The organism is Metabacillus crassostreae, assembly GCF_016908395.1.
In the GTDB taxonomy this organism is placed as follows: domain Bacteria; phylum Bacillota; class Bacilli; order Bacillales; family Bacillaceae; genus Metabacillus; species Metabacillus crassostreae.
In genome coordinates, this window is the sequence record NZ_JAFBDU010000002.1 from 557,399 (window position 1) to 574,470 (window position 17,072).

At 34.0% G+C, this 17,072-nt stretch carries 17 protein-coding genes; 8 read left to right on the forward strand and 9 right to left on the reverse strand.

The features are described from left to right. Window positions 1-151 precede the first annotated feature (151 nt). Complete coding sequence (asnB, locus tag JOC75_RS10295; protein ID WP_204953960.1) at window positions 152-2,002, reverse strand: asparagine synthase (glutamine-hydrolyzing); 1,851 nt, start codon at window positions 2,000-2,002, stop codon at window positions 152-154. 209 nt (window positions 2,003-2,211) lie between these two features. Here asnB and JOC75_RS10300 point away from each other — a divergent pair, with 209 nt between their 5' ends. Continuing rightward, complete coding sequence (locus tag JOC75_RS10300) at window positions 2,212-2,772, forward strand: DUF2777 family protein (protein ID WP_204953961.1); 561 nt, start codon at window positions 2,212-2,214, stop codon at window positions 2,770-2,772. 513 nt (window positions 2,773-3,285) lie between these two features. Here the strand turns inward: JOC75_RS10300 and JOC75_RS10305 are convergent. The 5 genes from JOC75_RS10305 to JOC75_RS10325 form a co-directional block, all read right to left on the reverse strand. Continuing rightward, window positions 3,286-3,642, reverse strand: a complete 357-nt coding sequence (locus JOC75_RS10305) for a YisL family protein (protein WP_204953962.1) — start codon at window positions 3,640-3,642, stop codon at window positions 3,286-3,288. A 234-nt stretch (window positions 3,643-3,876) separates the two neighbouring features. Next, the gene (locus tag JOC75_RS10310; protein WP_204953963.1) at window positions 3,877-5,235 is read right to left on the reverse strand and encodes an ABC transporter permease; all 1,359 of its coding nucleotides are present in this window, start codon (window positions 5,233-5,235) and stop codon (window positions 3,877-3,879) included. Between the two features lie 39 nt (window positions 5,236-5,274). Continuing rightward, the gene (locus JOC75_RS10315; RefSeq protein WP_204953964.1) at window positions 5,275-6,213 is read right to left on the reverse strand and encodes an ABC transporter ATP-binding protein; all 939 of its coding nucleotides are present in this window, start codon (window positions 6,211-6,213) and stop codon (window positions 5,275-5,277) included. A gap of 415 nt (window positions 6,214-6,628) precedes the next feature. Beyond that, window positions 6,629-7,528, reverse strand: coding sequence for a fumarylacetoacetate hydrolase family protein (locus JOC75_RS10320; RefSeq protein WP_204953965.1), 900 nt, complete (start codon window positions 7,526-7,528; stop codon window positions 6,629-6,631). Between the two features lie 108 nt (window positions 7,529-7,636). After that, on the reverse strand, window positions 7,637-8,413 hold the full coding sequence (locus JOC75_RS10325) for a TatD family hydrolase (RefSeq protein ID WP_239589398.1): 777 nt from the start codon (window positions 8,411-8,413) through the stop codon (window positions 7,637-7,639). A gap of 575 nt (window positions 8,414-8,988) precedes the next feature. On the opposite strand from JOC75_RS10325, the gene JOC75_RS10330 reads away from it, so the two are divergent. From JOC75_RS10330 to JOC75_RS10360, 7 genes are all read left to right on the forward strand, one after another. After that, complete coding sequence (locus tag JOC75_RS10330; RefSeq protein WP_204953966.1) at window positions 8,989-9,138, forward strand: aspartyl-phosphate phosphatase Spo0E family protein; 150 nt, start codon at window positions 8,989-8,991, stop codon at window positions 9,136-9,138. A gap of 204 nt (window positions 9,139-9,342) precedes the next feature. Beyond that, window positions 9,343-9,564, forward strand: a complete 222-nt coding sequence (locus JOC75_RS10335; protein ID WP_121664681.1) for a spore germination protein — start codon at window positions 9,343-9,345, stop codon at window positions 9,562-9,564. Between the two features lie 172 nt (window positions 9,565-9,736). Further along, window positions 9,737-9,970: a spore germination protein GerPB gene (locus JOC75_RS10340; protein ID WP_204953967.1), complete on the forward strand. Its 234-nt coding sequence runs from the start codon at window positions 9,737-9,739 to the stop codon at window positions 9,968-9,970. An 82-nt stretch (window positions 9,971-10,052) separates the two neighbouring features. Then, on the forward strand, window positions 10,053-10,658 hold the full coding sequence (gene gerPC / locus JOC75_RS10345) for a spore germination protein GerPC (protein ID WP_204953968.1): 606 nt from the start codon (window positions 10,053-10,055) through the stop codon (window positions 10,656-10,658). Between the two features lie 24 nt (window positions 10,659-10,682). After that, complete coding sequence (locus JOC75_RS10350; RefSeq protein ID WP_204953969.1) at window positions 10,683-10,859, forward strand: spore gernimation protein GerPD; 177 nt, start codon at window positions 10,683-10,685, stop codon at window positions 10,857-10,859. Beyond that, complete coding sequence (locus tag JOC75_RS10355) at window positions 10,856-11,221, forward strand: spore germination protein GerPE (RefSeq protein ID WP_204953970.1); 366 nt, start codon at window positions 10,856-10,858, stop codon at window positions 11,219-11,221. The genes JOC75_RS10350 and JOC75_RS10355 overlap by 4 nt, the downstream gene beginning before the upstream one ends. A 108-nt stretch (window positions 11,222-11,329) precedes the next feature. After that, a complete protein-coding gene (locus JOC75_RS10360; RefSeq protein WP_204953971.1) occupies window positions 11,330-11,548 on the forward strand; it encodes a spore germination protein in 219 nt (72 codons plus the stop codon). A 543-nt stretch (window positions 11,549-12,091) separates the two neighbouring features. Here the strand turns inward: JOC75_RS10360 and JOC75_RS10365 are convergent. From JOC75_RS10365 to JOC75_RS10375, 3 genes are all read right to left on the reverse strand, one after another. Beyond that, a complete protein-coding gene (locus JOC75_RS10365; RefSeq protein ID WP_204953972.1) occupies window positions 12,092-12,397 on the reverse strand; it encodes an HNH endonuclease in 306 nt (101 codons plus the stop codon). 86 nt (window positions 12,398-12,483) lie between these two features. Next, a complete protein-coding gene (locus tag JOC75_RS10370) occupies window positions 12,484-15,891 on the reverse strand; it encodes an AAA family ATPase (protein WP_204953973.1) in 3,408 nt (1,135 codons plus the stop codon). After that, complete coding sequence (locus JOC75_RS10375; protein WP_204953974.1) at window positions 15,888-17,069, reverse strand: exonuclease SbcCD subunit D; 1,182 nt, start codon at window positions 17,067-17,069, stop codon at window positions 15,888-15,890. The genes JOC75_RS10370 and JOC75_RS10375 overlap by 4 nt, the downstream gene beginning before the upstream one ends. Window positions 17,070-17,072: the final 3 nt, after the last annotated feature.

Here is a 17,072-nt window from a genome sequence, read left to right on the forward strand (position 1 = left end):
TTCTACTATAAATAATTTTACTTATGTCCTTATATGTAAAAAGTACAAGTTTTATGAATTTTTTAGGCATATAGTTTAAGTAATTCCCTCAAGTTCTTATGAAAACAAAAAGAACCGCTCCTTTAAAGAGCAGTTCTTTTTGTGATCTATTTTATCTTTCATCTAAATTAATAGAATAACTATCAAACCAAACATGAATTTGTGCAAGATGAGCAAGTAGCTGTGGTCCTGACATTAATTGTCCAAACCATGGTACTTGAAAAGCTTTTCCTTCTGATTGGATAATATCGTTTAGCTTTTGTTCATTTAATAAGACATGCAGTATTGAATCCTTTTTACTCACAAGTGATTGTAACCATTCTTTTACTAGTCTTGTATACTCAGGATTATGTGTTTTAGGATACGGACTCTTCTTTCGGTATAATACTTCGTCCGGTAGGATACCTTCTAACGCTTTTCTTAAGATTCCTTTTTCACGGTTTCCATGCATCTTCATATCCCACGGGATATTCCATGCATATTCGACAAGTCGATGATCAGCAAATGGTACACGAACCTCAAGACTTGCTCCCATACTCATTCGATCTTTTCGATCAAGTAAATTAGTCATAAACCAATGCATATTTAAATAGAAAAGTTGACGTCTTTGCGTTTCTAATTTTGATTCACCTTCAAGAATAGGTGTTTCATTGACTGTATCTTGATAACGAGCTTGAACATACTCATTTAGCTTTAATTTTTCCTGCCATTCTGGTTTTAACAAGCTATTTCTTTCATCCGTTGATCGCATCCATGGAAATGCTTTGTTTGCAAGATCCTCTGGTCGATGAAACCAAGGATATCCTCCAAATATTTCATCAGCACACTCACCTGATAAACCAACAACGAATTCCTTTTTAATTTCTCTACAGAACCATAGAAGAGAAGAATCAACATCTGCCATACCCGGTAAATCACGAACAGACGTTGCCTCAATTAAGTGATCAACAAGTTCTTGTTGCTTTATTACGCTACTATGATGGACAGTATTAAATGTATCACTCATTTTTTTGATCCATGGACCATCAGAATTTGGTTGGAATTCGTTTGCCTTAAAGAATTGCTCATTATCCTCATAATCTATTGAATAGGTATGAAGTCTTCCCTTACCCTCATTTTTATAATGCTCAGCAGCAATTGCAGTTATTGCACTAGAATCAACACCACCGGAAAGGAATGTACATAAAGGTACATCTGATACTAGTTGTCGCTTTACTGCATCAGTAAATAAATAACGTACCTTTTCTGCTGTTTCATCAACATTTTCTTCATGTGGCTTACTCTCTACATCCCAATATCTCCACTTCTTCAGTCCATCCTTTGTATAAATTAAAGCATGTGCTGGACGTAGTTCATCAATTCCTTTAAACACTCCAACTCCAGGAGTTCTTGAAGGACCTACACCGAAGATTTCTGATAATCCATTTTTATCGATCACTGCTGAAACTGAAGGATGCGCTAATATTGCCTTCAACTCTGAACCAAATATTAAAGAACCATTTTCTTCTTTATAAAATAATGGTTTCACTCCTAAACGGTCTCTTCCAATAAACAATTTCTCTTTGGTTGAATCCCAAACAGCAAATGCAAAAATACCATTCAAGTGGTGAACACATTCCTCTTCCCATTCAATATAAGCTTGTAATAAAACCTCAGTATCAGAATGACCTTTAAATGTATATCCACGTGACAGCAGCTCTTTACGAATATCTTCTGTATTATAAAGCTCACCATTGTAGCAAATTGTATAAGTATGACCATCCTTTGAACGAGTCATAGGCTGAACTCCACCAGAAGGATCCACAACTACTAGGCGTTTATGTCCAAACAATACATGATTTTCTCCCCAAATGTTTGTATCGTCAGGACCTCTTTTTGCTAAAGTTTCTGCCATTTTTTTGATTGTACTTTGTTCTCCACTTATATTTCCTTTAAAATTAATCCAACCTGTAATTCCACACATGTAAGCATCATCTCCCTAGCATAAATTTTCCTTCTATACTTACCTATCCGCCTATGTCCTTTAACAGATGTAGGTATCTTATGCCCACTTTTACAGAATGTTGAATTGTCCAATATCATTTTTTATGCATATTTTTCTCTTGTTTTGTCTAAAACGGATGATAGCGCATTTTTTACACATATATTCACTTTCAACTGGAGGGTAATTGCATGAGTCCATATAAACGAACAGATCTATTATTAAATCAAGAACGTTCGTACTTAACTGGACTGATTGAAGTAACGAACAATCAGTACGTCATTTATGATGATATGAGTGATGAGCTTCATTTATTAGAAGAAATTAAAGAGCCACATCTAGAGATACTTAGTCCAATTGGCTGGAAATCCTGTAAATGGTTAGGTTTAGGTAAGGTAAAAACGGAGGCGGGGGTTTTCTCAATAAGCTGCGGAGATACTGTTCGTATAAAAAAAAGTCTTCCGTTTGCATTAGATGAAATGCTTAAGGAGCTTCAAGATGAAACATTTATAAAACTACTAAAACATCTTAATTCAAAAGGTTTTTCACCCTTCGACTGTATCTATTCTTACAACCAGTTATTATTTTTAGATAATCAAGTACATAAAAAAGGCGTATCTTTTTATCAATTTGATAATGAAGAAGAAATTTGTGCCGTTCAGCACCATTTTACAAGAGGTGTTCATTCTTCCGATCGCTTTGAAATCACCACAAGCTTAGGCAAAAGAAGTATAATTAGTGGATTATTTTGATTTAGCCATGAACGTTTCTGGCTAACATTTTAAACTTTCTGCTTCCTTAAATTTATGGCTATTTACCAAGTGTGCTACATCGTTGAATTCCGCTTCAGTTGCTCGCTTTCCGTGGGGCTTGAGGTGAGCCTTCTCGGCGCAAACGCCTGTGGGGTCTCACCTTCCCGCTGCTCCCACAGGAGTCTCACACTTCCGCTCCATTCAACCTAAAGTAGTTTTCTTTCAAGAAATCTTTATAACAACACGATATTCTAATGAAAAATTATATGATCTTTTAATCACCTTTCTTGGCCCTTAAAGTTGAATCTTATCTTAATGAATATTGTATTTAACATATTTATTTGGAAGAAACTCTATTTTTATCTAATAAAAAGTACTTTTTCAGAAGAAAATATCATAATGCTTAGCACCATGGTGATTCATTAAAGTTACTTATCAACAATTTACTGTCCAAATAAAAAAATGCCTTCTCTACATAGCTAGAGCAGGCATTTTTGTTAACTAGAAATACCTTTAGAAATGGAAAATCCCTAATGGAAGTCTCATTCCTAATAGTATTGTTAGTACAAGAACGACAACAAATTGAATCCAATAAATTCTTGTTGGCTTCCCTTTTTTCGATTTGACTAAGACCATTTCCATAGTAGCAATTGTCCATATTCCTAAAATAATTTTAGCAATATACTCACCATTCAATTGATAAACACCTGAAACGATAACAATTCCCGTAATAAGGATCAATACATAGAATAATCGTAAAACCATGTGAATAATTTTAAATGGCTTTTCTTTCCCAGACTTAAAGAATGAGAATGCTACAAAGAACAGTATAATTCCTAGTACCCATGTAGTAATATGTGCATGTATCAAATTTTCTTCCTCCTTCATTCTCTTAACCAACCCTATTTTAGCATGATTTTATAAGAAATTTAAAGAAAGTGTAATAAAATGCTTTGTTGTTGTGTCTATTTTGTTGAAAATTACAATAGGATTAGCTACTCTTCATTAGAAAAAAGAAAACTCAGCCTAAAAGCTCTAGTATTAACACTGGATCCAGCATTCCTAAAACACACTTTTTAAAGTGCTGTTTAAGTTGATTTCATTTCACTTCTCGTAATTCATTTTCCATAAAGATACGAAAAGAAAAACAAAACCAAATCCAAACAAAACGAGACCATCAAGGATGACATCCTTAAATCCTAACCCTCTTACTAAAATATCCTGATACCCCGTTAGTGCCCATGCGTGAGGCGTGATTAGAGCGATATTCTGCATCATATCAGGCATTATGAATAAAGGAACCATCGTCCCACCTAATGCTGCTAGGGTTAGAGCAAGTAAGACAGACCAACCAGATATTTGAGAATCTGTTTTAAATATCGCTGCAATTAACATTCCTAAGCAGGAGCTTGCCCATACAAGAGCTAATGTTATCAAAATTAACCCTGAAAATGATGAACCTAGTGACATACCAAATACAAAGTGTCCAAACGCAAAAAGCACGACAACTTGAAGTATTCCAATAAAATAGTTTGGAATCATTTTTCCAATAAATAGTTGCCAATGATCTACAGGCGCTGATAAAACTCTTCTAAAAGTTCCATCATTTCTTTCATTTAAAAATGATCGTCCTGCATACATAATAATGAAAAAAGCATACATAACTGTATAGCCTGGTACATTTTGTTGAAAAGCGTCTGGGCGTTCCACTACATCTCCTTCTGAAGCAGAATATGTTCCAATTGTCACTCTCGGATCATTTAAAGAAAGTTTAGCCGTGTTAACTAGCTCTTCTTTTAAAAGAGTTAGATCAGGTTCACCACCTTCCTGTGCATCTACTTCAATTGAAATAGGTTCAAATTGATTGTTTGTAAGAGCGTTTAGTTGATTGGTAAGGTTAGCTATATATTTCTTATATCCATCTTCTACTTTACTAATTTCATTTGTTACATTTTCTTTAATTTTTGTAACCTGATTTTCAACCATTCGAGTGACAATGTATTCAACTTCAAAGGCTTGAGCAACACCTTCAATTGCTCTTCCTATAATAGAAGTCATATTTGCTTGAGCAGGATCTTCATAAGATATCAACTCGATTTTTTCTCCAGCTTTAATTTTCTCTCCAAATTCGTTTGGAATAACTAAAGCAAAGGGATACTCTCCATCACTAACCAATTTTCTCACTTGTTTTTCTGTAAAATCTCCCTCATTATTTTCTGTTTCAAGCCTGATGCCTTCTGTATCTTCTAATAATTTGATAAACTTTATAGAATCCTCTGTTTGATCTTGATCAACAATTGGTAAAGCTATTGCTTCGTCACCACCACCACCTTGAAAAACTGGCATTAAAGCAAAGCTCATAATTGTAATTAGCATTAGGGGTAGCATAAACAACACAACAATTGCACCAGGATCCTTTAACATGATCCTTATATCTTTTTTAGCGATTGCCCACCATTGCATAGTAGAAAAATCTCCTTTTTCTATAATTTAACTAAGTTATTAATCTCTTAGCTTTTTACCTGTTTTATATAAAAACAATGTCTCTAAGGAAGGATGCATCATATTAATAATCTTTATACTGCTGTCATTCTTATTAAGAGCTTCAAGCATTTCCGCAACATTCTTATTTATGTCTTCCACAACCATTTCAATCTTACTACCTGATAATCTAATATCTTTTGTAAAGGACTCTTTTTGAAAAATATCAACAAATTTTCTAACTTCTTCTTGATTATCTCCTGATAATTCAACAACTCCACCATAAACATCTGAAACAAGCTCTTCGACTTTTCCTAAGGCAATAATACTTCCATCATCTATTATAGCTACTCGATCACATAGTGCTGTTGCTTCTTCCATGTAATGTGTTGTATAGACAATCGTAATTCCTTGGCTTTTAAGAAGTTTAATTAAGTCAAAAATCTGGTTTCTTGATTGTGGATCTATACCTACTGTTGGTTCATCCATAAACACAACTAATGGCTGATGTATTAATGCAGCTGCGATATTAATTCTTCTTTTCATACCACCAGAATAGTTTTTTATTGGTTCCTTTGCTCGCTCTGCCAGACCTACTAAAGAAAGTAATTCATTTACCCTATCCTTTAGTGTCTGCCCTTTTATACCATATAGCTCACCGAAAAATTTCAAATTATCAATCGCATTCAACATTGGGTAAAGAGCAATATCCTGCGGAACGATTCCAACAATCTTTTTGATTTCTTTTCTTTTTGTTATACCATCCAAATCATTTATTTTAATTGTTCCATTACTCGGTAATATTTGTGAGGTCATCATTGAGATTGATGTTGTTTTCCCAGCTCCGTTTGGACCTAATAATCCGAAAATTTCTCCTTTGTTTATCGTCAAATCCAAATCCTTTACTACATGTTTGTTTTCATAGTGTTTATTCACTTTGTCACATAAAATCATCGCCATATATTTTTACTTCCTCCGTTTTATTCTATTTTCATTCTTTATTTTAAGATTTTTGCAAACAGTCATTTTTATTACTAGCATATGAATTTATCTTGAGGAGCATATCATTATGATAGAGCTGTTTTTACTGTAAGCAGCCCTTATTATTAGATGATGTGTATATGAATTCTTTCTAGGAGCCCTTGTTCAAAAATGATAGTCTAAAGAGGTAGAGTGTTATGAAGAAAGAGAAAAGTTTTATAATAGATTTTTCCAAATACCACCATATTAAAAACTAACACAATAATTTTTCTTCGTAAAGAATATTTAGTGAATTTAGACATTAATTAGGTTTTAGTTTATTTTTTTCAAATACTTTAGTTTAATAGCTCCAAAAAAAAGGACCAAAAAAAAGGACCAAAAAATCAGTCCTTTCTTAAACCATTATTTTATTTTTTAAAATACCAATTTCCTCAATCTCAATTTCCACTATATCTCCAGGGGTTAGAAACTTCGGCGGATTAAAGCCTTTTCCAACTCCAGATGGTGTGCCTGTTGCAATAATATCACCAGGCTCTAAAGTTGTTCCCTGTGATATTGTCGAAATAATATGTTCAATAGAAAATATCATATCCTTCGTGTTACCATTTTGTCTTATTTCATCATTTACCTTCGTTTTAATTGAAAGCTGATATGGATTTTTGATCGTAGATTTATGAACAAGATATGGCCCCATCGGACAAGAAGTATCTAAGCTTTTCCCTAATAAAAATTGCTTGTGCTGTGCTTGTAAATTCCTTGCTGTCACGTCATTAACAATTGTATATCCAAAAACATAATCCATTGCATCTTCTTCCCTAATACGCTTCCCTTTCTTGCCTATTACAACAGCAAGCTCTCCTTCATAATCAAGTTCATTTGTTATATGTAGATGTGGGTCAATTTCCTCATCATGACCAATGATGGTTGTAGGTGCTTTTGAAAACAACATAACATGTTTAGGGATATCCTCTACACTCCCCATTTCAATGACATGTTCTTGATAGTTTTTTCCTACACAATATATATTTTTTGTGGGCTTTGTTATTGGGGCATTAATTTTTATATCCTGCAATGGATAAAGATAACCCTCTGATCCATCTTCTTTAATTTTATCAACTATTTGTTGAACATCCTGGATAAATTTATCGCCTAATGCAACACACTCAAAAAGTGTCTCAGGAAAAGATGTTATTTCAAATATATCTTTTTCGGCTTTGTGTAAATCAATGACCTTATTTTCATATAGCAAGCCAATAAATGACTCATTATGAATTGTTGCTGATACAAATTTCATATGAGACCCTCCTTATTTTTTGGTTCAGTAATAAAGCTCTAACATATTAGATTATTAAAAAGAGAAAGTAACACTTTTAATTATGAATAGTTAGATAGATAGCAGCTCTTATTTGATTACATATAGCTGTTCAGTATTTTTAAGGATATTTTCCCCTAATTCTTCTCTCGGGGTAGATAGTATATTCGATAAACAGGTTATGATATCCTCTAAAAACAATGGAGTTGTTTGCCTCCCCATGAACCTTTCATTAAACTGCCAAGGTCCATCTGTTTCTATTAGCAGTTGATCTAATGGAATTATTTGGACCAATTTTTGATCACGCTTCCGGTAGCAAACCTCAGGTGTAACAGAAACATAATATCCACAACAAATTATTTCATTAGCTGTCTTTTGTGATGATTTCAACCAATGAAAATGAGCTTTTCTTATATAATTCTTTTTTAGAAGAGTAAGCACCTTTTCAGACTCTTCATGTACAGCATGCAGTACAACTGGTAGTTCTTCTGTTTTGGCAAGCTGTAAAAACTGCTCTATTGTTTCTATAAATACCTCTTCATGATAAAGTTCATACAATTCTTTTTTACTATATGTAGGTAATCCAATCTCACCTATAGCTGATAATAGGTGCTTTTCCTTCTTTATTAGATGCAGTAATTCATGTAAATCTCCTTGCAATGGTGGAGCACCTTCTGGATGATGTCCAATAGCTGCCCGAATAAATGTTGGATACTTTTGCTTTAGCTTTAAAGTTTTATAGCTAGATTTCAGGCTTGTTGATACAGCTACAACACTTTGCACCCCACTCTCTATCCAAGAATGAATGTATCTTTCTACAAGTTCTTCTGAATATTGATCAAGATGAATATGAGCATCAATCATCATGTTTCTCTACCCCACAAATCGAATATATAAATACCATTTCCATTATTTATATTTATTATTTATTTTATAATCTTGCTCATCATATCTCAAAAGTGGATATTATTTATAAAGATAATATCACTTTTATCTCTATTGGATACTGTTTTTGATTGTCTATATAATTCCTTTCAAACATATCTCATTGTCTTCAGCTACATTACACTAGTGTTTTCAAATGCTAATATTCTCAAAAAATCTCTGATGAAAAACATTGAATTTTGTAGTATTTTGTTATTATTTTAGTTATTTTAGCGAATGTAAGATTTTGTTTAAATTCCATTGTATAATAGGCTTGTTTACTTTAATTTAGACAGATAAATTTATATAATTTAACTTTTTTATATTCTACCTCAAGTAAAGCATAGTTCTTGAAAAATTTCCTCGACGATGAATAAAATGGACAATAACAACCAACATGTTGAAGTAATTAACAATTTAAAAACTGAATATTAAAACTTTAGGTTATAGGCATTAGCAAATTGATTAGGTTCCATATTCCAAGATAGTTAACTTTAAAAATTGAGAGAAGGATTGCGATGATTGTCAATGAAATTGAACAAAAACGAAAAACATTATTAAGAATGGCAAAAAGATATGGACTTAACTCAAAGGAAACTGTTCGCTGTAGTCAGGAGCTAGATGTTTTACTACTCAAGCAAATTAAAAAAATAAATGCTAAAAAATGACTAGATTGATTGAACATTTAGCTTTTGCCCTACTATAAAGTAAAATAGCCCTTTCCTTACTCTCAGCATGTTTTTTTATTCACTTAATTTTCTCGATTAACTTCATAAACCACTCCAACTTTCAGCAATTATCACACATATTCACTTTAATTTCATAAAATACAATAAAAGTGCTTTAAATCCAAAAACAAAAGGATGTTTTACATGCCAGCTATCGTCGGTGCTTTTAAGGTTAATTCTGTCGGAACAAGTAGCATTGTTCATGTTGGAGATGTTATTACAATATCTCCTTACAGTGAGGTTAAAACATTCGCAGGTGCAGGTTCTTTTAACACTGGTGACGGTCTAAACATATATAATCAAAATTCTGTAACAAATACGTATGATAATGATGTTGTTGATCAACCTATGGCAGGCAATTTATAACCTATTTATTGCTGAATCTTTTACCCAGGGTACACTTTAATTTTTAAAAATGGCACATTGAGTTGATACAGTGCTATTTATCTAGCTTATAAACAAAATCTTTTTGAAATAGCTTATGCTAGTATTGTTTCGACCATTAAGCCCTTTTGATGGAATAAGGGAGTGTTATTTGATGAATTTCTATATTAATCAATCAATTTGTATTAACTATTTAAGAGTTGGATCAGTTAATAACTCTTCTGTTTTACAGATAGGCAGCGCAGGAATGATTAAACCTCTTTCAAATTTGTATAATACAGGAGGCTTTATTCAAGCAGCTCCTCAAATTGAATCAGAAACACCAACAGGCGTAGTCACTGAAGCCACCGAAGACCCTCTGGTGCCTCTTGCTGCTCCTACAGCTTAAGTCATGGGCATTCACCCATCTGTTTTTTCTGCATATTATGAAATAAAGTAAATTGAGCGAGGAATAAAGGTGGGTGAATAATATGTACTATAATGCTGATACATTGCAATATATTCAACAGCTTCATCAACATGTTCAGCATCAGGATAAAAAAATCCAACAATTAACGAACATCATACAAGAATTACGCACTGATGTAGAGCGGATCAAAAATAAACCCGTCACTAATATTGAACGAATTGAATATAAATTTGATCAATTAAAAGTCGAACAGCTGGACGGAACATTAAATATAGGTTTAAATCCAACCGATCCAGAACAAATCGATAATTTTGATGTTCAGCAAAAAGGAATAAATGTTAATGGAGTTCAACAACAACTAAGAGATCAACTATTCAAGCAATGTAGTCAAGATGTTAATCAATTCTTAAATCAAGATTGTGCTGGATTTATTCAACAAGCGGAAAAACATTATGGTTTAAGCTTAGACGATCCACATCGTAAACATATTATTGAGGATATTAGAAAACAGATAGATAGCCGTATCCAATATTACATTAACGGTCAACCACTTACAGAACAAGATTCATTACTAGAGAAAAAACAGGAAATCCTTTCTAAAGTAAAACAAGATGTTGAAAATTCCATTCAACACTTTTTACAACACTTTCCTAAGGATACAAAATAAAACTTTTCTACAAGGGTGATATACGTGAATTTCACAGTTGTAAATAAGGATATTCAAGTAGGTGCTATTCGAGTAACTGGGGTATCTAGTTCATCGGTTTTTTTAATTGGTGATACAAATACAATTTCGCTTTCCTCTGTATTTGATACACCACCTGAATCCCTAATCATTGGTCCTTTGGTACCGTTGGCACCGCAATGATCAGCCGATACTCACAAGTAGCATCTGCATATGTTAATTCGATCGGAATTAGTTCTGTTTTTAATATAGGGGATTCACAGCAGATTACTCCAACTGCAAAGGTTTTAGCCATACAACGTGAGGAAGAACGCTTTTTGGGAGACGAAGGAGATCTTTCTGAGTATCCAATCTTTGAGGAGGAAATTCCACAACCTCAATTCTATGAAGAAGTTGTGACGAACTTTTTTCATGAAAATCCACGAATAAGCGTGTCTAATGTAAAGGTAATCGCCATATCAAGTTCCGCTGTTTTTCAAATTGGGTCAACAAAGGATATTATTTGTGAAACACGGGTAAAAAATATACGTCAGCTAAAAAAGTGACCATATTTATGAAATTTATATGGATTGTCTATTTTCCTATAAATGACGAACAATCATAAATTACTTCGCATAAAGTAAAGTACTAGAGAAATAAAAAGGATGTTTTTTATGCCAGCTATTGTAGGTCCAATAAAAATTAACAGTGTAGGTGGAGGCGTCGTTAATTTTGGAGATACCTTTTATTTATCTCCGAAAAGTCAATCGAAAAGTGCCTCAGGCTCTGGTGGTGGAAGCACAGGAGACTTCCATATTATTAACAACGGTGTTAGTGCAACAAATTTGGTCGATCCTGATGTAACAGATCAAAATATGATCGCAAATAATTAAAACAGTAACAAGAGGATGGCACATAAGTATTTAAGCTAATGAAAAACCCGAATTATTATGTGATATGTCAATTAAACATTCGCCTAATAGTTTGGGTTTTTATTTGCAGTTTTTTGATTTTACATACTATTTTTAAGAACTAGTGTAATGGAGCGGAAGACACTCGGGCACCTACGGGAATTGAGGAAAGGCTGAGACCCCGCAGGCTCGCCGAGGAGGCTCAGCTTCCTCCCCGGCGAATGGAGTGTCTGCAGCGCAATGGAACGAACTTGTTTCTTTCAGCTTTACTCAATTTAGATTTATTCGTCTTTTTGAATGATTTCTTTAATTATGTCCCAGCCTCTTGTTTTTCTTTTTAGTTAGTTCAAAAACCAATCCATATTACTCTATTCACAAAATGCATCAAGCAATTTACCCTATGATCTGAGTTTTAGTCAATTCCTAATGCATCCATAGGCATTAAGTGTCTTGTTCTACACTTTAAACATAAACAGCACTCATAATGAATCACACTAAAGTTATTACACATATCAAAAAACCAATTTATCGACCTCTTTGTTTTCGCTCTTTAGATTTCCTGATTTGAACCAATTTACTTGAGGGCTGCTTGCGAATCCATTTCACAAAGCTTTTAAGTTTTTCATCTTGTTTTAACTCATCGATAGTGGACAGTCTTGCAGCTAATTCGTCATTCATATATAAGGCATGAATTTGTTTATGACAAGGAATACATAGCTTGGCAGTTGGTAAAAATGCCCCACCCATTTCTTTTGGTGTTAGGTGATGGATTGTTGTTTCAACTTCCTCTCTACCACAAAGCTCACATCTACCGATTTGTTTTTTTGACATTGTGACAATCCTCTAGTTTGTTATATAGTACCTTACAGGTTTCTTTTTAAGTGTTTCTGTTACTTAACTATTCAGAAATCATGCTATTACAAGGATTCTAAGTAAACAGATGATCCTTTTCCTGATGGCTCAGCTGGTTCAACAATTAATTTTCTTTGTAATCTTGCTCTTAATTCTTGAACATGACTGATGATTCCTACAGATAGATTTTGTGCCTGAAGCTTCTCAAGAGCAGTGATCACTGTGTCCAGCAATTCCACATCCAACGTTCCAAAACCTTCGTCTAAGAAGAAAAATTGAAGTGGATATTCGCCACGAAGTTGGATTTGTGTTGATAAAGACAATGCTAATGCAAGTGATGTTAAAAATGTCTCTCCACCTGACAATGAAGAAACAGGTCTTCTAACACCTCCGTTTGCATCATCTCTCATAATAAATCCGCCTTGTGAGTCAACTTCTATCGCATATCTTCCTCTTGTTAATAAGCTTAAACGTTCTGAAGCATCTCTGCTCACCTGCTGTAGCTGTTCTTCTGCTACATATTCAACAAAACTATTACCTTTAAAGACCGTTGTTAATTTTTCTAATTTTTGCAGCATATCATCTAATTCTTTTTGTGCTGTTTCAATCGCAGTGAAGCGTTCATGCTTATCTAACAGCTCTTGTAATGCGTTAGTAGCAGCACCTTTATTTGCAACAGCTTCCTCAACCATTGTTTTAGCTTCAGACTTAACTTGCTGGATTATATTCCAAGCTTCTAATGTGACCTCTTTATTAGACAGCTTTTCCATTATACGATTTAAGTCTGTGTTAAGCTGCTTCATTTTATCCAGATATGTTTCAATCTCAGCTTTCATTTGTTGCCTATTAGTTTCTGTTAAAAGAGAGGTTAATGTTTCTTCAATCGTATTAAAAGATGTTTTTTCACAGAATGTTGTCCACTTTTGTTCAGCTTCTAAAGTCTTACTAGTTGCTCGTTCATATGTTTTTTCATTTGTTGCAAGATCACTTTGAACATGATGTAGCATATTAGTGATCTTCTGCATTTCCTGATACAGATTATTTTCACGATCTGTTAAGTTTTTAATCTTTGTATTAATAAACTCAATCAGCGTAGATATTGAGGTGTTAGCATTATCTGTTATAAATTCTTTAAGCTTTTCATGTTTTTCGTTTATTAAAAGCTTCCGGTTATCAATCGTTGTTTTTAACCCGATTTGTTCTTCTGAAAGCTGTTGACCCGATTTTTCTTGAGCTTTAACCATTGCTTGTTGCTCTTCTATAAACGCAAAGCTTTTTTGAATTCGTTCATTTAATTGTTCATATTCTTCATCTTTCGTTATGATTTCCTTTTGGTACTGCTCAAGGTTATCAATTGGAATTGAAGAAAAATGTTCTTCATAGTACGTCTTGGATTGTTCATATTTTTGTTTATTTTGTTTTTGTTTATCAGTCCACTCGTTAACATCAACACTAGCTGTAGAAATGAAATTACTGATTTTTAACTCTTCCTGTTTTAATTCTCTTAACTGCTTAACATCTCTTTCAGTAGCTGCCTTAATTTCAAGAAAGTCTTGAGTCATTGCTTTAAATTCAGACTTAAAAATCTGATAGACCGCAATAATTGTGATATCATTGTCATTTGACACAAGCTCTTTAACATGAATTTCCTCTTGCTGTATGTTCTCTACAAAAGTAAAGTCAGATACAAGCTGCTGTGATAAGCTTTCTGCCTTCAATTGAATTGTTTGTGTTTCATTACTCATGCTTTGTAGTTGTTCTAATTGTTGCTTAAGTTGTGAAGCTGTTACTTCATTAGTATTCTGTTCTTGTGCGTCAAAATGAATAGGACTAGGATGATCGCATGATCCACAAACTGGACATGGTGCCCCATCCTCTAGCTGCTTCACAAGCTCAAAAGCAAGTTTTTTACTTTTTTCAATCTCCTCCTTTTCTACAGCTTCTTCAATTCGTTGTTTTGCAAAAGCAATATATTGCTTATACTGTTTTTCATATTCTGCAACTTGAAAGTAAAGATTATTTAACCTTTTATATTCAAGTTTAAGCTGATTTTGGCTTTTTATTAGTTCGGCTTCAATAAGCTGTTTTTTATGTTTTTCGTTATCCAATGTTTTTGATTTTGAGTGTAAAAATTCTGTTGTTTCATTATATTGTTGTTTACTTTGAAACACATTTTGCTTCGCTTCAATTGCAGCACGTAACTGTTCACGTTCTTTTGCTGTTACAAGCTTTGTTTTTTGTTCTTCTTGTAGTAGCTGCTGCTTGCTTACTGCTTTTTCAACAAACTGCTCTGCCTTCTTTAATAAAGATTGACTTTCTTCACGCTTTTTTTGTAAAAGGTAATGTTTATTTTGAAGCTCCTCTAGCAGCTTCTGATCATTTTGCAGATCTAACTCCACCTTTTTCAATGAAACAAGCTTCTCTCGCTTTGCTACTAAATTTGGCTCTTGCTCAGCTTTTTCTTTACGTACCTTTTCATAATCTTGGCTTATTTGATCATATTGCTGTTTTATTTCACTATATTTCTTCTTTACGACCTCAAGATTAACCTCAGCTTCTTGTTTTTCTTTTCTAAGCTCTTGTAATGCTTCAGCATAAGGTCGTAATGTTTCTGCTTCATCTGCCTTTTTTAGCTGCTTTTGTAAATCTTCAATTCTATCTTCTTCTTTTATTAAATTCACTTTTTCCTTTTCAAATTCTACCTTTTGCTGCTGGAGCTCCCATAACGCTTTCTTATCTTCGAATTCCTTTGTTACACTCTCAAATTCTTTATTACGTTTTTGTAATAACACTTCTGCATCATTTAATTGTTTCTTTGCCTCCTCTACCGCTGTAGAAGATGCATTTCCTAAACCTGTTTTTTCAGCTTCAAGCTCATTACGAGCAATTCTTGTTACTGTAACTCGCTTCTTTAACTTTTTCATAAGCTGATCACCATATTGCTCTAAATGAAATAATCTTTGAAGCATTTGTCTTCTTTCTGCACCTTTTAATGAAAGAAACTCTGCAAATTTACCTTGTGGAAGCACAACAGCACGTGTGAAATCATCAATTGTTAAGCCAAGGAGTCCGTATACCTTTTCATTAACGTCAACAGCTTTATCCGCTAATACGACATGTTCTTCTCCAGCTTCTATTAACCTACATATCGCAGTTTTCACACGTACATCATCTGTCCTTTTGAACACTCGTTCAACAACGTATCTTTTTTTAGCTGAAGCATTTTCAAGTTCAAATGAAAATGAAACGGTGAGCTGGTCTTCTGCATGGTTTAAAATGCCATGTGTATTATTCATCGCTCGCTCCACTTTTCCATATAAAGCAAGAGTCATAGCATCTAAAATTGATGACTTTCCACTTCCAGTAGGTCCAAAGATCCCAAAAATCCCACCATCACAAAGAGAGTCAAAATCGATTGTCTGCTTCTCTCTAAAGCTATGCAAACCAGATACAGTTAACTGGATTGGCTTCATCCCTCATCACCTTCCTCTGACTCTTCATCCTGTTGAACAAGCTCTAAAAATAATTTCACTAGCTCATCCTCAGGCTTTGCGCCACCTGTTTGCTTTTCATAAAATTGCGAGAATAATTGATCAATAGGTAAATTAGCTTGTCGTGTAGCAGCTACCTCTAACTCTTTTTGAAAAACAGGACGAATGTGAATAAAACCTGAATGCCACTTACGTAAGCGATGAATTTCCTCAATTGACAGTGTTGAGGTTAAATGAATTTCTAAGTCAATCCATGCAGATGCATCTCTTCCTTCATCAAGCCAGCTATGAACTTGACTTATCCCTTCTGTTGCCTTCCACTTCACAAGAGGTTTACCAGATGATAACGGTATTTCTTTCATTTCAACTGGCTTACTTGGCTCAGCATCGAGAATTGTGACAGACTTTGCGTAGCCAATCTCTGAAAAGCTATAAGCAAGAGGTGATCCAGAATATCGTGTTAGGGTTTTCGCACGGTTAATATTTTGTGGTCGATGTAAATGCCCTAATGCTACATACTGTGCTGCTTCTGGCATACTTGTTGCTGCAACTGTATATGCACCACCTACTTCAATAGGTCTCTCTGAATCTGTTGAACTCCCTCCTGCCACATGAATATGACTCATTGCAATATTCACAGTGTCAGACCTGAATTGCTTACTCATCATCGTAAAAAGCTCTCGAATTTTTTCATCATATTTATTTCTTAATAAGATCTCATCATGCTCTTCTGATAAAACTTGTTCAAGCCTCGCTTCTGAAGGATAAGCAAGTGCGGCTACCTTCATTTGTTGGCCAAGTCTTGGAATATCTACCTTTATCGTATCAATTATTGGGTAACCAATTAAATGGATAGAATGATTACCAGCTAGAGGAGATGCTGCTGAAAGGCGATCTGGATTATCATGATTTCCTGCAATCACGACAATCGGTCGTTTTCCATGATCAGATAACCGTGAAAGCCCTTCATAAAATAATTGTTCAGCTGCAGCAGGTGGATTCACCGTATCAAACGCATCACCAGCCATTAAGATTGCATCAACTTTTTCTTCTTCTACTATTTTAACAAGTTCATCTATAAATTGAGCTTGCTCTGCCAAACGACTACGTCCCTCTAGAGATCTACCAAGGTGCCAATCAGCTGTATGCAATATTCGCATGTT

What these genes read in the sequence shown, in the direction of transcription:
- asnB (WP_204953960.1), bottom strand. Translation starts at nt 2,002, where the DNA reads ATGTGTGGAATTACAGGTTGGATTAATTTTAAAGGAAATATAAGTGGA.
- JOC75_RS10300 (WP_204953961.1), top strand. Translation starts at nt 2,212, where the DNA reads ATGAGTCCATATAAACGAACAGATCTATTATTAAATCAAGAACGTTCG.
- JOC75_RS10310 (WP_204953963.1), bottom strand. Translation starts at nt 5,235, where the DNA reads ATGCAATGGTGGGCAATCGCTAAAAAAGATATAAGGATCATGTTAAAG.
- JOC75_RS10315 (WP_204953964.1), bottom strand. Translation starts at nt 6,213, where the DNA reads ATGGCGATGATTTTATGTGACAAAGTGAATAAACACTATGAAAACAAA.
- JOC75_RS10320 (WP_204953965.1), bottom strand. Translation starts at nt 7,528, where the DNA reads ATGAAATTTGTATCAGCAACAATTCATAATGAGTCATTTATTGGCTTG.
- JOC75_RS10325 (WP_239589398.1), bottom strand. Translation starts at nt 8,413, where the DNA reads ATGATGATTGATGCTCATATTCATCTTGATCAATATTCAGAAGAACTT.
- JOC75_RS10330 (WP_204953966.1), top strand. Translation starts at nt 8,989, where the DNA reads ATGATTGTCAATGAAATTGAACAAAAACGAAAAACATTATTAAGAATG.
- JOC75_RS10335 (WP_121664681.1), top strand. Translation starts at nt 9,343, where the DNA reads ATGCCAGCTATCGTCGGTGCTTTTAAGGTTAATTCTGTCGGAACAAGT.
- JOC75_RS10340 (WP_204953967.1), top strand. Translation starts at nt 9,737, where the DNA reads ATGAATTTCTATATTAATCAATCAATTTGTATTAACTATTTAAGAGTT.
- gerPC (WP_204953968.1), top strand. Translation starts at nt 10,053, where the DNA reads ATGTACTATAATGCTGATACATTGCAATATATTCAACAGCTTCATCAA.
- JOC75_RS10355 (WP_204953970.1), top strand. Translation starts at nt 10,856, where the DNA reads ATGATCAGCCGATACTCACAAGTAGCATCTGCATATGTTAATTCGATC.
- JOC75_RS10360 (WP_204953971.1), top strand. Translation starts at nt 11,330, where the DNA reads ATGCCAGCTATTGTAGGTCCAATAAAAATTAACAGTGTAGGTGGAGGC.
- JOC75_RS10365 (WP_204953972.1), bottom strand. Translation starts at nt 12,397, where the DNA reads ATGTCAAAAAAACAAATCGGTAGATGTGAGCTTTGTGGTAGAGAGGAA.
- JOC75_RS10370 (WP_204953973.1), bottom strand. Translation starts at nt 15,891, where the DNA reads ATGAAGCCAATCCAGTTAACTGTATCTGGTTTGCATAGCTTTAGAGAG.
- JOC75_RS10375 (WP_204953974.1), bottom strand. Translation starts at nt 17,069, where the DNA reads ATGCGAATATTGCATACAGCTGATTGGCACCTTGGTAGATCTCTAGAG.